Below are 14,517 nucleotides of genomic sequence, written 5' to 3'. Positions count from 1 at the left end.
GATTTTTTTAAGTTATGCAGCTTCTGTTGAAGACGCTTTTTTAGATTCTTTTTTTGCTTCAATTGGCTCTACTTTACGTTGTTTTTCGTATAAGAATCGCAATACTTCAGAGCGGTAATGTACGTATTTAGGATCTTCAGCTAATTCTAAGCGGTTACGCGGCTTAGGCAGATCAATTTCTAAAATGTCTCCTATGGTTGCGGCTGGGCCATTTGTCATCATAACAATACGATCAGACAGTAATACGGCTTCGTCTACATCATGGGTGATCATAATAACGGTATTTCCAAGCTCTTTTTGGATCTCGATCAAAGAATCTTGTAAATGTGCTCGGGTTAATGCATCTAATGCACCAAAAGGTTCATCCATTAATAGAACTTCTGGTTTCATCGATAAAGCACGAGCAATACCTACACGCTGTTTCATGCCGCCTGATATTTCATCCGGGCGTTTATCTGCAGCGTGCGTCATGTGTACAAGCTCTAAATTGTGATTTACCCATTCTTTAATTTCGGCTTTGCTCATGGTTTTACCAAAGCATTGCTTAACGGCTAATTCCACATTTTCATAAGAGGTTAACCAAGGTAATAAAGAGTGGTTTTGGAAAACAACTGCGCGTTCAGGACCTGGTGCGTTGACTTCTTTATTGTTTAGTAATACGCCGCCTTCGGTTGCTTCATATAAGCCGGCGACTATGTTAAGTACCGTTGATTTACCACAGCCAGAGTGACCAATAAGTGAAACAAATTCACCCTTTTTTATAGATAAATCGACATCGCGTAATGCTCTAAAAGGACCTTTTGGCGTTGGAAATTCGATACCGCATTTTGTAATAAGTAAGTGAGCGTTTTCAGTAGTCATGATGTACCTCTGTGTTTTCTGAGTAGCGCCTGTTTTCGTAGCGCTACTGAATAATTAGATTATTAGTTAAGTTTGTGACGGATTAACGTAAGTTGGCGTTTTTGTCCCAGCTAACATGTTTTTGAATTGTTAACATGATGCGGTCTAAAGCAAACCCGATAACACCGATAACCAGTACTGCCACCATGATGCGAGCTAATGAATTAGAGCTACCGTTTTGGAACTCGTCCCATACAAACTTACCTAAACCTGGATTTTGCGCTAGCATTTCAGCAGCGATAAGTACCATCCAGCCTATACCTAGCGATAAACGTAAGCCGGTAAAAATCATAGGGATTGAACAAGGCATCACTATTTTTGCAATATGACTAAAGCGACCTAAACGTAAAACTTTACTCACATTTTTTAAATCTTGTGGAATATTTGATACACCCACTGCGGTGTTGATCAATGTTGGCCATAAAGAACATAACGCAACGGTTAACGCTGATGTTACGAATGATTTTGAAAATGTCGGGTCATCACTCACATATACGGCACTCACAACCATGGTAATAAGGGGTAACCAAGCAAGTGGTGATACAGGCTTAAATAATTGTATTAATGGATTAATTGCTGCGTAGGTGCTTTGGCTTAAGCCACAAGCTATGCCTAAAGGTACCGCTATAATCGAAGCGATAATAAAGCCGACTAATACGGTGAATAAACTGGTCCAGATTTGATCAACAAATGTTGGCTTGCCTGTGTAAGGGCGTGTTTTAACTTTTGCATCTGGGTTTTTAGCTAATTTCTTTTGATTACGTGCTTCTTGGCGTTCGTGAAACTTGACCTCTTGTGCTCTTTCTTCATTGTGTTCTGCAATTAAGGTTTTAGCTTGTTCAAAGGTTTGTGAAGGACCTGGAAATTGACCTAATGAGGTATCAATGCTTTTAGCCATAATGTGCCAGCAGAATAAAAACACGACGATGCCGGTGATAGGTAAAAGGGCTATGCGAGTCCATAATTGGACTATATCGCTGCTTAAGAATGTTTTAATTTCTGGCATTGTAATTTTTGCTATTGTACTCATTGTCGATCCTTACGATTAACGCCTTTGTTAGTGCCTGCTTGTGCAGGAGTAATAGCGTCATTTGCTATTACGTATTGTCTTATTTGATTCAAGTGACTATGTGGTGCAAGTGGCTTGGGTTGTTGTGTTTTATCCTTAAAACCAACCCAAGCTGTTCCTTTTACATTTTATCTTTCGTTTTTAAACCAATTTTTAAGCTTTCAATGTATGCATTTGGTTTTGTACCATCATATGCAATGCCATCAATGAACTCAGTTTGCGTGGGTTTAAAGCCAGTTTCCGTTTTAAAGTTAGGGAAGTCAGATGGTTTTGCTAAACCTTCGGCTATTAAATCTTTAGCCGCTAACGCATAGATATCAGGACGATAAACTTTTTTCGCGATATCCATGTACCATGAATCAGGTTTGTGCTCGCCAATTTGACCCCAACGACGCATTTGCGTTAAATACCAAATTGCATCTGAGTAGAACGGGTAAGTTGCGTTATAACGGAAGAATACGTTGAAATCAGGTACTTCACGTTTGTCACCTTTTTCATATTCAAATGTACCTGTCATGCTGTTGGCGATAACGTCGTAGTCAGCACCAACATATTTGCTTTTAGATAGAATTTTCACTGCTTCTGGGCGGTTAGCATTGTTGTTTTCATCAAGCCACATTGCAGCTCTGATCATCGCTTTAACTACGCGAGCATGTGTATTAGGGTATTTTTCTGCCCATGTTTTGCTTACACCAAATACTTTTTCTGGGTTGTTTTTCCAAATTTCGTAATCGGTAATAACCGGTACACCAATACCTTTAAATACGGCTTGTTGATTCCATGGTTCACCTACGCAGTAACCATAAATAGTGCCGGCTTCCATTGTTGCAGGCATTTGTGGTGGCGGTGTAACAGACAATAATGCATCTGCACTGACTTGACCTGAAATATCGCCTTTAGTGGGTGCGTAAAAACCAGGATGGATGCCACCCGCTGCTAACCAGTAACGAAGTTCATAGTTATGCGTTGATACTGGAAATACCATACCCATATTGAAAGGCTTGCCTTCTGCCTTATATTTATCGATAACGGGTTTTAAATAATCCGCTTTGATAGGGTGCACAGGTTTACCGTCTTTATGTGGTACATGTTTCTTCATTTGTTTCCAAATTTCATTCGAAACCGTTATACCGTTACCGTTTAAATCCATGCTGAAGGCTGTGATGATATCGGCTTGTGTACCAAAACCGATTGTAGCGCCTAATGGTTGACCGGCTAGCATGTGTGCGCCGTCTAATTGGCCATCGATTACGCGGTCGAGTAATACTTTCCAGTTGGCTTGTGCTTCAATACTCACGTAAAGACCTTCATCTTCGAAGTAGCCTTTTTCGTATGCAATCGCAAGTGGTGCCATATCGGTTAATTTAATGAAACCAAATTTTAAATCTTCTTTTTCTGGCTCGCCTAATGCCGCCCATGCTGATGGAGCTAGAGCAAAAGTTGCGATCGCTGAAAGCGTTGCAAGTGATTTTATTGTTTTTTTAACAAAGCGCTTAGTAAGCTGCATTTATATTCTCCTACCTATAAAAACGAAAAAAGCCCACTGAGCTGAACTCGCTTGCGCGGGTTAACTCTAGTGGGCTTCGATGCCTTGTATCTAATTGATACGCCTTTGTATCAGATACTTATAAATTGTAACTGATTAGGCTCTTGCACATGGTGTGCCAGTTTTTAAAAGGTATTTAAAATCAATGACTTAGGTTTGTTTTTTGTTTTTTTGTTTTTTTGTTAGGTTTTGATGCTTTTGCTATGCGCGTTGTAAGTGCGAGGTTTGCACTTATCGTATATTACTAATGTTTCAAAAGTAGACTGGTATTTGATTATTTCGTTATATATAAAATAGGATTTTCCACTATAGGTTTTTATTTTATTTATATAAAAATCAATTAGTTATGCGGTATTCGGTTGCTTTTTTAAGTAACAGATATTGATTTGTTAAAGTGGATAATACGGCCGGTTATAAAGTAACCAGATGCACCAAATTAGGTTTGCACTTAATTAGTGCTATTGAATAAATTAATTCAAGTATTAGTCATTTGGATCGGGAAATGCGTCTCGAATCGCAATAAAATCATCTAAATTATCGAGTAATAAGTCGACTAATTTAGGATCAAAATGTTTTCCTCTTTCTTCTCTTAATAGTTTTAATACTTTTTTAAGTGGCCAGGCAGGCTTATAACAACGCTCACTCGCGAGTGCATCAAATACATCGGCTAACGCGGTAATACGACCGACAATGTGTATATCTTCTCCTTTTAGGCCTTGTGGGTAGCCCGTGCCGTCGTATTTTTCATGGTGCTGATAGGCTATTTGAGCGCCAAGTTGCAGTATTTCATTATTTGATTGATTTAACACGTCATACCCTAGTTTGGCGTGCGTTTGCATGATAGCCCATTCTTCTTTGTCTAATTTAGCCGGTTTATTGAGAACCCGATCCGGAATGCCGACTTTACCGACATCATGCAAAGGAGACGCTAGTTTAATGTGTTCACATTGTGTTTTGTCTAAACCGGATAAGCTTGCGAGCATATAGCTGAAATTAGCGACGCGTTTAACGTGGCTGCCCGTTTCTTTTGAGCGCTTCTCTACAGCTTCGCCTAAAATGTAACTCAATTCTTTTTGTGAATCCTTGATCACTTCACGTAAACGGATATTGTCATAAGCCACCGCAATGTTATTTGAGAAAAATTCTAGTAAGTTGTGTTGAGTTTGATCAAGTTCTTCATTGTTGCTGACATAAAGCAAGTTTTCGAGGCCGCGTTGAGTTGTAAAGTAGCCGATAAAGTTGCTGTCGCCTCGAATTGATTGTTTATTAAAGTGGGCTTTTTCAAACCAGGCTTGCACGTCACCAGGTATTTCATTTGCATAAGTAGCAGAGGACGAATCTGGATCTGATAATGCGAGAATTCTAAAGTCTGTGCTGCTTTGGTCATTGTTTACGGCAACACAGCAATAAATTTTATCGTTTTGTAACCCTAAAATATAAGCGACTTGTTCTAAAACAACAGAGCCAAACTCTTTTAAAGTATCGCATTCTAAAAAGTTAATGGTAGATGCTATTATTTTCTCAAGGCCTATGCGATGCTGCTGGATCATGTTTAAATCACGATAAGAGCGCAGTGTGGCATACATGAGGGTTTTTAGTTTTATATCGGTTAGTTCTGTTTTGTTTTTGTAATCATTGATGTCGAAGTCACGAATGACAGCTTCTTCAGGTGCTTGCCCTGGTTGACCTGTGCGTAAAATTAAACGGATTAATTTGTTGTTTAAGTCTTCTCTAATGTATTTAACTAAATCTAACCCTGCATGGTTAGTTTCCATAACAACATCAACAAAGGCGACCGATATATCGGTATTCTCTTTTAAGATTTCTTTGGCTTCTTCACCTGAATAGGCATTGATAAATTCAAGTGTGGCACCATCGAGCTCAAAATTTCGTAGCACCAACTTTGTGACTTGGTGCACATCAGCTTCATCATCTACAATGAGAACTTTCCAACTGCGAACCGCCTTATTTTTGAGTTCTTCTGGTTCACCTGCGTCACAAAAGAGAAAATCACCGTTCATTAAATTAACCTACTCACACACTGTGTTAAAAAGTATAGACAAAGGTTAAAAAAAAACTACCTCAAGCGGTTTAACTTTTATCGGCATTTTTTAATTATTTAATGTCTATTTTGTACAAAAAGTGAGCTTTAGCTGGTTAATTGTTAATGCTAAGTAACGGTGAATAAAAAAATGGACTATTTTATAAGGAGTTATTGTAATTTTTTTAGCTGGATATTATGACAAATCAGCAAAACGAGAGAGCACCTAAAATTCTTGAGTTTGAAGCACGGCTTGCTTTGGCTATGCAAACCACACAAACCATTTTTTGGGAGATAAACTTAACTCGACAATTATACTTTACTTATGTGGCGAGTCATGGGGTTTGTAAAGAGTATCAATCAGAGTGGTTAGAGAAAAAAACACTCGCCACGTTTATGCACCCTGATGATATAGACAATGCTTATGATGTTATTATGCAAGCCTTAGAAAATGACGGCAAAGTGATTGATGTGCGTTGTCGTATATTAGATTTAGCTCAGCGTGAGGAATGGGAATGGGTTGTTTTTAGTGGGCGGAAAATAAAATCAGATTCGTTTGCTAATTACAAAACTGATAATGGCATTACAACCGATGACGTGATCGCGGGAAGCGTGCAAAGCATTGCGGCATTGCACGAAGTTGAAAGCAACTTATCCGAATTAACGCTTGAACTCGAAAGCCGAGTTGTTGAACGTACCGCGGAGTTAAATCGTTCTTATCAAGAAGTCGCAGACGGTATTTTAGAGTTACAGCAAGCACAGGCTCAATTGGTTGAATCGGAAAAAATGGCTGCTTTAGGCGGTATGGTTGCGGGGGTTGCCCATGAAGTTAATACGCCTTTGGGCATTTGTGTTACGGCGTTAAGTCATTTGCAAACCCGATCTCAAATTATTGAAAAAAAATATAAAGAAGGTAATTTTAGTCGAAAAGATCTTGAAAGCCTTTTTGCTGAAACTAATGAGAGTATTGATTTAGCGTTATCTAATGTCAGTCGGGCGAGTGAGCTCATTAAAAGTTTTAAGCAAGTTTCTGTTGAGCAATCTTCTGAGCTTTCACATGGATTTGAGCTTGTTGAGTTATTGTCTGATACGCTGGAAACATTAAAACCTAAATTAAAAAATAAACCTTTTATCTTATCGTTTATTAAACCTGCTCCCATTGAAATGCGTAGTTTTCCGGGGGCTATTTCGCAAATTATTATTAATTTAGTGTTGAACTCGTTAACGCACGCTTTTATTGGACGCGATACGGGAGAAATGTGCATTGAAGTTTCACTGTGTGGCGACGATGAAATATTGATTTTGTATAAAGATAATGGAAAAGGGGTGGTGCCTGAAAACTTATTTAAGTTATTTGAACCGTTTTATACCACTAATCGATCGGGCGGTAATACGGGGTTAGGTATGCATATTGTTTATAATCTCATTACGCAAAAATTAAAAGGCCAAATTATTGCCAACAGCTGGCAAGAGCAAGGAATCGAATTTTACATTCGATTACCTCGCGACATTGACCTTTATTAATCAACTTAAGCATTCTGTGAGTGAATGCGGCTAATTAATAGTCTGAGTTGTCGAGTTCTACGGCATCATAAAGTTGCTCAAAAACATCAGGTTCAGCGGCTTTTATTCTATTCCAACTTGGAATAAAAGGGGTTGCCATTGGATTTTCTAAATATTGTTGACCGGCTTCAACAATATTTTTGGCAAATAATTCTACCGCTTCCTCTTCACCGTGCCGGTCTATTGTTAAGCCATTAAACATTGCATCGTTGTAATACATTTCAACAAAGTCTAACGCATTTCTGAAATAACAGGCTTTTATCGTTCTAAAGTGCTCTTCGGTGAAAACAAAGCCATTGGTGGCTAACTTTCTGAATACGGCTTTAGTAATATCGGTGCTCATTTTAGATAAGCCCGTATTCGTATCTTCTTTTGATAGCGGTTGATGTTTATGATCGTAGCAATCAGAAATGTCGACTTGGCAAATGTTGCGCTCGTTATAATTACGATATAGCTCTGATAACACACCGATCTCTAAACCCCAATCACTCGGAATACGTAAATTACTGATCACATCGGTGCGTAAAGCAAATTCACCGGATAAAGAATATTTAAAGCTGTCTAGATATTCTAGGTACTCGTTTGAACCGCAAACTTGTTTTAGTGCACGCAATAAAGGCGTGACCAACAATCGACATACACGGCCATTAAGCTTGCCATCGGCGTAGCGGGCATAATAGCCCTTTGAGAATTGATAACGGAAGTTGGGGTTTGCGACCGGGTAAATTAAGCGAGCAAGTAAGCCGCGATCATAAGTTTTAATATCGCAGTCATGCATAGCGACAACTTTAGAATTACCTTGTGCAAGCGCATAACCATAGCAATACCAAACATTTCGACCTTTACCTGCTTCTTTTGGGGCAAGCTCAAGTTTTTGCAGTTTGTCATCGATAGCGCGTAATCTCGGCCCATCATTCCAGAGTATTTTTAAATTTTGTGACAGTCGGCCAAAGTATTCTTTGGCGTGTTCAAACTCTTCTTTAGTTGCGCGGTCTAGCCCGACAATAATTTGATTTAAATAAGGTACATCTTTAAGTTCTTGTATGATGCCCTCAAGTGCATCGGTTTCTAATTCTGAATAAAGTGAAGGTAAAACGAGTGTCATTGGCATTGTGCGTGAAAAGCCCATTAACTCTCTTTCTAAGTCTTCAGTCGTTCTATCGGCTAAATTATGTAATGTTGTTATAGTACCGCTTTGATGAAAATCACCCATGCTAGTTCTCCTGAACGTTAACTTAAAATAATATCGGTTGCTTGCATTACGCCCTCACACCAACCTTGTGAACCGTGTGTAACGGGGTTGATTTGTAGGTTGGAGCTCGTTAGCTCAAGGTGTTGTCCTTGCGCATCTCGAATGCAAATAGCTATATCTGTTTCTGATAGCATCGCGAAATCGTTGGGACTATCGCCTGCTGATAATGTGTTCCAATTGACGTATGGATTATTGATCGCATACAGTTGAGTTAACCAATTTACGGCTGTTGCTTTATTTACTTCACCTAATACATGATAAAAACGACCGCCTTTGAGTAACGTTAACTTCTGCTTTTTTAATTCTGAACTGAATTTTTTTAGTGCTTTATCGGTGTCTTGCCAAACTAACGGCTCGCTCGCATAACGTTTTTTTGCCAATTTAGCTTTGTGTAACGGCAACGATGTTAATTCGGCAACCTCTATGGCGCTTAATTCACTAAACCCCGTAAACTTAAAAGCGTATTGCTGTTTTAGGCTTTTTAAGGTGCTGGTAATGGTTTGCACGCTTGTACCTAAATTAATCAAGTGATAATTTTCGTACTGATTAACCTGCACATCGGGTAATAGATACTCTGGTATTTTTATGTGTTCGGGTAAGCAAACCATGCTGCCGTTTTCAATAACAAATCCTGCGTCGTTGTCGAGTTCAATATTAAATGCCGCCACTTCGGCAAAGGTTTTACTGGTATTAAAGATAACGGGAATATTGAGTTGGCGTAATTTATTAAACGCAGGTAAGGCAGCTTGGTAGTTGTAGTCATGGTGATCTAAAAATGAGCCGTCTAAATCTGAATACATTAACCAGTGTGTAAATTTTTCATTGGGTTTATGGGGTAGTGCAATATGTGTTACTTTTTGATGTTCATCTATTTCGAGTATGGCATCTGATTTTTTACTTAAAGTGAGTAAGTTTGTTTCAGTGATACGCTGAAAGTGCTGAATGAAACGTTCTATTTCAACGTTAGACATGCCAGCATCTGCCCCTTGTAAACTTTTTAACCTTTGTTCTTGTTTTACACGCCAGTCTACAACATGCTCAAAACTGGGCGCTTTCATTAATATATTTACATCGATCAAATCAAATAATTCAGGGTAAACGCTGCGTAGTTGACGGTTTACCCAAGTGCGCCATATGGCATATTCATCTTCATCTTTTTCTAATTGGTTAAGCGGTGTATCGAGCTCGCAGTCATTAACGGCTTGGCTATTAACGCACCAACCTTCTAGAAAAATAATATCGGGCTGTTCGGTTATTTGTTGCCATTGATCAGCATCAGCGCGATCGTCTATGGCTTTGTTAAATACCGGAATAGCACAGTTAAAATCATCTGTGGCCGTTGAGTTTTTTAATTGTTTGATGATCTTGGCGCCTAGCGTTACGTCATGGGTGCCAGGTACGCCGCGTGTTGCTAACAGAGGGTGAATATTATCTGCGAGTGTTTGTCGTTCTTTTTTTGTTAAGTACAAATCATCAATTGAAACTACGAGTGCTTTTTTATTAAAGGCTTCACTTAATAACCACTTCAGCATTGAGCATAATGTCGATTTTCCTGAGCCTTGTGTACCGTTAACACCAATCACAATTGGGCGGTTTTGATGCAGCTTATTGCAATATGAAGCAAGTGGGTAGTACACGCCATGCAATTGCTTTGCTAATGATTGAGGGTAATGTGACTTATTCAAAAAACGCTCAAATTGTTGAGTAAATAGCTCACTTTGAAATTGCGTATCCATGCTCGCTGGTTGTTTAATCATGACCTTTGCTGCCTCTGCCTGTGGTTTTCGTTCGCTGGATTAACACGTAGCAAAATCGTGTCCAGTTTTTTTTATTTGTTTAAAATCAATTGGTTAGGTTGTTTTGAGTTTTTGTTGTTATTTTCAATGCATTATTTTGGTGCGTATTTGGTTAATGCATAAAAAAGAGTCGTTGCGTTTTGTTGTTTCTATCATTTACAGCCTAGTTGAATGCCTTTTTGCAGGCGGCATAAATGTTGCAACACCTTGTATAAGATCGCATGGTTATGGGGTCGCGCATCGAGCGTTATTATTTTGTGGTTTTAAGTTTAGCCATGTCGAACTAATTTTGTAGGAGATACTATGACAACTGAGTTTTCGACTCTTTTTATTGAGACTGTTTCTAAGCGTTTAGATCATTTATATAAGCCAGACGAGAGTAAATTAGCACTTGATGCATTAACGCAATTGATACAAAAGTATCGTGATTCTTTCCCTCAAAAGGTGCAAGAACATCGCTGGAGTGAGCAAGATATGATCTTGATCACTTATGGCAATACGATTGGCGGCTTAAGTGATAAGCCATTAGAAAGTTTGCACTTGTTTTGGAAGCAATACTTGGATTCTGTTATCCCGTGTATCCACATTTTACCTTTTTGCCCTTTTAGTTCTGACGATGGCTTTTCGGTTGTTGATTACAAAATGATTGACCCTTTATTGGGTGATTGGGAAGATATAGGGGAGATGAGTGCAGATGTCGATTTAATGTTTGATTACGTGTTAAATCACATTTCGCGTGAAAGCTTATGGTTTTTAGATTATGCCAGTAATAATAAGCCTTACACCGATTATTTTATTGAACTGCCCGCGGATACCGATACCCATTTAGTGACTCGCCCCCGTAATACACCTTTACTGGCGCCCATACATACGCGGCAAGGTTTAAAGCATGTGTGGGCTACTTTCAGTGAAGATCAAATCGATTTGAATTATGCCAATTGGCGTGTATTAGTGGCCATGATCGATGTGTTTTTATTTTACATTGAACAAGGTGCACGCTTTGTTCGCCTTGATGCGGTGGCTTTTTTATGGAAAAAATTGGGTACCAACTGTATTCATTTACCTGAAACGCACGAAGTGGTGAAGTTGCTGCGAGATATTATTGACGAAGTAGCACCTTGGGTGGTGATTATTACCGAAACCAATGTGCCGCACCGTGAAAACTTAAGTTATTTTGGTCAAGGTGACGAAGCGCACATGATTTATCAGTTTGCGTTACCGCCGTTGGTGTTGTTTACCATGAATCGGGGTAATTCAGAAACGCTTACCTCGTGGTGTATGAGTTTAAATCCCCCCCCTGATAACTGCTCTTTTTTAAACTTTACCGCTTCTCATGATGGGATTGGCCTTCGCGCTTTAGAAAATATTTTACCCCCGCATGAATTACAAAGTTTAGTTGATTCTATGCATCAATTTGGTGGTTTTGTGAGTATGAAGAGCAATGAAGATGGCTCTGAAAGCCCATACGAAATTAACATCGCTTATTTTGATGCAATGCAAGGCACACGTACGGGGCCTGACCAATGGCAACATGAGCGATTTATTTGTTCACAAACATTAATGATGAGCTTACAAGGTATCCCTGCAATTTATATTCATAGTTTATTAGCTACGCCAAATGATTTAGATGGGGTGGAAAGTACAGGGCGGTTGCGTTCCATTAATCGTAAAAAATGGCAAATAGAGGATTTAAATGAGCATTTAAATGGTCATCATGGTTTAGTTTTTAAAGAAATTAAACGTCGTCTACAGTTGCGCAAAATGCAAAAAGCGTTTTCTCCCGTTGCCGAGCAAAAGGTATTTGACTTATCGAGTCAATTATTTGTGATCAGACGCGTTAATGCGCGTCAAACCATACATGCCATTTTTAATATTACCGGTCGAAAAGTTGAATTTGATTTACAAAAAATATTTCATGGCCGCACATTAACGTTAATTGATGTGTTAAGTGGTAAACAAATTGAAGCCGACAGTCAATTAATTATTCAACCTTATCAGTCACTATGGCTTGAATAATTTATTTGGTTTTGAAAACCATGACTTCAATTTATGACTTTATTGATAAAAACAGCTTTCGGGCTGTTTTTTGTTGTATGCGTTGGATTATATCTATTTGCACTGTTTTGGATTTTTATTGGTCATTTTTTAATTTTTTTTACAGTGTGCATCAATGTGGTGCGTTTAGGTTCTAGTGCAAAAATAAATCTATTTATCATTTAAGTTATTGTTTTTTCAGTTTTAAAATAATATTTTTTGTTTTTTGTTATATTGGTTTAATTATTGCTTTGTATATTGAACCACTTTAATAGGATGTGAGGGTTTGTCCATGTTAATGTTTATGTTACCAGCCACTTTTATGATAAAGGGCTTTGGTTTAATTAAATATGTATTGCTTTTGTTATTGTTATTTATAGCCGGAGCTGGCTGTAGTTATTATCAAAAGTTAGAATGGGCTTTAATTATTCATTGTATTTTTTTATACGGTTTTATTTCAGCGTTCATTTTTATATTAGCAGAGGTACGTGAATTTAAATTATTGGTTCGCAATGTCGATGTTAGTGATTTTGATTATCGTGACTTAAAGATGAATGCGATTTTATACAGTGCTTCTTTTTCTGAGTTATTAAAAACCTACCGCGAGCTTTCGCGCATTAATGCCTCATATTCACAACGCATGAGTGAAGTCGAATATTCTGCTGCGCAGGTGATAGAAACCGCCAATCAGGTTTCTTTTAATGTACGCCGACAATCTGATTCTACCCATTCTACGGCGGCGGCTATTGTTGAAATGACCCAATCATTAGCTGAAGTAAACAGTAAGATTGTGGATGTGCATGATACCGCTGAACAAGCCAGTAATGTGGCTAAAACGGGGCATGAACATTTATCTGCTTTGCATTCCGAAATTGAACAGGTTGAACGTGAAGCTGAAAGTACGCAGAAAGAAATGGCGGTGCTAGATCAATCAACTGAAACCGTATTACGTATGTCTGAAGCGATAAGAGAAATATCTGAACAAACCAATTTACTCGCGTTAAATGCATCGATTGAAGCGGCTAGAGCGGGCGATTTTGGTCGTGGTTTTGCGGTTGTAGCAGAAGAGGTTAGAGCATTGGCTCAACGGAGTAACGAAACGGCGAGTAATATAATTGGTAGTATTGTTTCGGTTAAAGAACAAAGTAAGCATATTGTTTTAAGCATGGACAATGTGGTGGAACGTGCACAACGATGTTTAAATCAGGCCGCGACGGTGGATGATGTATTAAAACAAATCGAATTTGAAACGTGTAACGTTCAAGAACAAATTGCGATTGTTTCTGCTAACGCAGAACAGCAGAGAATGGCAACTCATGAGATATCTGAGCATGTTGAATTGGTTGTAGAAGGCGCACTCGCGAATGCAGATATTGCAGAACAAGCAGAGCGAGTTGCGAGTCATTTAAAAAACTTAACCCAAGTTTCCTAATGCCATTTATTAGTTATTTACAAAGGAGTAATTTAGTATGAGTTGGCTTGTTTTTATTATTGTAGCGGTGTTGATATTCGCTGCTTTTGCGGGTGAAAAACGTAAAAAAAAGAACGTTATTTCTTCACAGCAAACGGGGTTAACTTACATTAAACAAGTTAAAAGATTGGTCGGTTTATTGCAGCGTCATCGTGGTTTAAGTGCGGCTTTATGCCAAGGTGATACGGCCGTGTTGCCTGATTTAAATGCATTGAAAAATGAAATTAAACAAATTACGCGCCAGTTAAATTTAACCCCCGATGTCATGAATGCGGATCGATGGAATGGCTTTAAAGATCATTGGTCACGATTAGCTAACCATAAAGAAAACATCACGACCGAAAATAGCTTTAAGCAACACACTCATATGCTTGCTAATGTGTTGTATCTATTAGAAGACATCGCCGAACGTCATCATTTAACCCAAGAGCTTTTACCTGACTTTAAGCATGTTGGTTTTATTTGGCGTGAATTACTTTCAGTAACAGAAAGTGTGGGTCAGTCTCGAGCTATTGGCACCAGTGCTGTTACGGCTAAAATTTGTTCGAGTGTTGAACGTATTCGATTAAAGTTTTTGCGTCAACATATTACTCATGTGTCTGAGAAAGTATTAAAGAGTATGAATAACTCGTCTGATGCGACTTTAAATACATTGATTGATAAAGCGCTGAACAAAACACGGTATTTAACCTCGGCTATTGTTAATGAAATATTAGATATTGATGAAATAGTGATTCAACGTGATGATTATTTTACTTTAGCAAGTGAAACAATGGATGCATTAAGTGCTATTTTTGAGCATCAAATCATTGAAATTGAAAAATCACTTAGTTAATTATTTATAT

General features: G+C 38.4%; 10 protein-coding genes. 4 read left to right on the top strand and 6 right to left on the bottom strand.

The genetic code is table 11. From position 1 onward, the window contains the following. Positions 1 to 12: 12 nt before the first annotated feature. The 4 genes from DPX34_RS08425 to DPX34_RS08410 all read right to left on the bottom strand — a co-directional run bounded on the left by DPX34_RS08425 (position 13) and on the right by DPX34_RS08410 (position 5,536). Positions 13 to 861, bottom strand: a complete 849-nt coding sequence (locus DPX34_RS08425) for an ABC transporter ATP-binding protein (protein WP_111977972.1) — start codon at positions 859 to 861, stop codon at positions 13 to 15. An 82-nt stretch (positions 862 to 943) separates the two neighbouring features. After that, entirely contained in the window at positions 944 to 1,930 is a 987-nt protein-coding gene (locus DPX34_RS08420; protein WP_111977971.1) for an ABC transporter permease, read from the bottom strand. 160 nt (positions 1,931 to 2,090) lie between these two features. Continuing rightward, positions 2,091 to 3,476 (bottom strand): CmpA/NrtA family ABC transporter substrate-binding protein, encoded by a 1,386-nt coding sequence (locus DPX34_RS08415; RefSeq protein ID WP_111977970.1) that lies wholly within the window; start codon positions 3,474 to 3,476, stop codon positions 2,091 to 2,093. A gap of 521 nt (positions 3,477 to 3,997) precedes the next feature. Continuing rightward, on the bottom strand, positions 3,998 to 5,536 hold the full coding sequence (locus DPX34_RS08410) for a DUF3369 domain-containing protein (protein ID WP_111977969.1): 1,539 nt from the start codon (positions 5,534 to 5,536) through the stop codon (positions 3,998 to 4,000). A 218-nt stretch (positions 5,537 to 5,754) separates the two neighbouring features. Here DPX34_RS08410 and DPX34_RS08405 point away from each other — a divergent pair, with 218 nt between their 5' ends. Beyond that, the gene (locus DPX34_RS08405) at positions 5,755 to 7,080 is read left to right on the top strand and encodes a PAS domain-containing sensor histidine kinase (RefSeq protein WP_111977968.1); all 1,326 of its coding nucleotides are present in this window, start codon (positions 5,755 to 5,757) and stop codon (positions 7,078 to 7,080) included. Positions 7,081 to 7,114: 34 nt separating this feature from the next. On the opposite strand, the gene DPX34_RS08400 is transcribed toward DPX34_RS08405, so the two are convergent. Both DPX34_RS08400 and DPX34_RS08395 read right to left on the bottom strand, forming a co-directional pair. Further along, complete coding sequence (locus DPX34_RS08400; protein WP_111977967.1) at positions 7,115 to 8,332, bottom strand: glycosyltransferase family protein; 1,218 nt, start codon at positions 8,330 to 8,332, stop codon at positions 7,115 to 7,117. A gap of 17 nt (positions 8,333 to 8,349) precedes the next feature. Continuing rightward, positions 8,350 to 10,128, bottom strand: coding sequence for an HAD-IIB family hydrolase (locus DPX34_RS08395; RefSeq protein WP_111977966.1), 1,779 nt, complete (start codon positions 10,126 to 10,128; stop codon positions 8,350 to 8,352). Between the two features lie 342 nt (positions 10,129 to 10,470). Between DPX34_RS08395 and DPX34_RS08385 the strand changes: the two genes are divergently transcribed. The 3 genes from DPX34_RS08385 (at position 10,471) to DPX34_RS08375 (ending at position 14,507) form a co-directional block, all read left to right on the top strand. Continuing rightward, positions 10,471 to 12,183, top strand: coding sequence for an alpha-amylase family glycosyl hydrolase (locus tag DPX34_RS08385; RefSeq protein WP_111977964.1), 1,713 nt, complete (start codon positions 10,471 to 10,473; stop codon positions 12,181 to 12,183). 310 nt (positions 12,184 to 12,493) lie between these two features. After that, complete coding sequence (locus tag DPX34_RS08380; RefSeq protein ID WP_111977963.1) at positions 12,494 to 13,633, top strand: methyl-accepting chemotaxis protein; 1,140 nt, start codon at positions 12,494 to 12,496, stop codon at positions 13,631 to 13,633. A 37-nt stretch (positions 13,634 to 13,670) separates the two neighbouring features. Next, positions 13,671 to 14,507, top strand: a complete 837-nt coding sequence (locus DPX34_RS08375; RefSeq protein ID WP_111977962.1) for a nitrate- and nitrite sensing domain-containing protein — start codon at positions 13,671 to 13,673, stop codon at positions 14,505 to 14,507. Positions 14,508 to 14,517: the final 10 nt, after the last annotated feature.

Origin of the sequence: Algibacillus agarilyticus (assembly GCF_003286125.1) — a bacterium.
Classification (GTDB): domain Bacteria; phylum Pseudomonadota; class Gammaproteobacteria; order Enterobacterales; family Alteromonadaceae; genus Algibacillus; species Algibacillus agarilyticus.
The sequence above is the reverse complement of the archived record's forward strand: the minus strand, read 5'-3'. Positions and strand labels throughout refer to the sequence as shown.

Bases quoted from the DNA above. Each gene is read 5' to 3' on its own strand.
- DPX34_RS08385 (WP_111977964.1), top strand. From the start codon at position 10,471: ATGACAACTGAGTTTTCGACTCTTTTTATTGAGACTGTTTCTAAGCGT.
- DPX34_RS08410 (WP_111977969.1), bottom strand. From the start codon at position 5,536: ATGAACGGTGATTTTCTCTTTTGTGACGCAGGTGAACCAGAAGAACTC.
- DPX34_RS08400 (WP_111977967.1), bottom strand. From the start codon at position 8,332: ATGGGTGATTTTCATCAAAGCGGTACTATAACAACATTACATAATTTA.
- DPX34_RS08375 (WP_111977962.1), top strand. From the start codon at position 13,671: ATGAGTTGGCTTGTTTTTATTATTGTAGCGGTGTTGATATTCGCTGCT.
- DPX34_RS08420 (WP_111977971.1), bottom strand. From the start codon at position 1,930: ATGAGTACAATAGCAAAAATTACAATGCCAGAAATTAAAACATTCTTA.
- DPX34_RS08405 (WP_111977968.1), top strand. From the start codon at position 5,755: ATGACAAATCAGCAAAACGAGAGAGCACCTAAAATTCTTGAGTTTGAA.
- DPX34_RS08425 (WP_111977972.1), bottom strand. From the start codon at position 861: ATGACTACTGAAAACGCTCACTTACTTATTACAAAATGCGGTATCGAA.
- DPX34_RS08380 (WP_111977963.1), top strand. From the start codon at position 12,494: ATGTTAATGTTTATGTTACCAGCCACTTTTATGATAAAGGGCTTTGGT.
- DPX34_RS08415 (WP_111977970.1), bottom strand. From the start codon at position 3,476: ATGCAGCTTACTAAGCGCTTTGTTAAAAAAACAATAAAATCACTTGCA.
- DPX34_RS08395 (WP_111977966.1), bottom strand. From the start codon at position 10,128: ATGATTAAACAACCAGCGAGCATGGATACGCAATTTCAAAGTGAGCTA.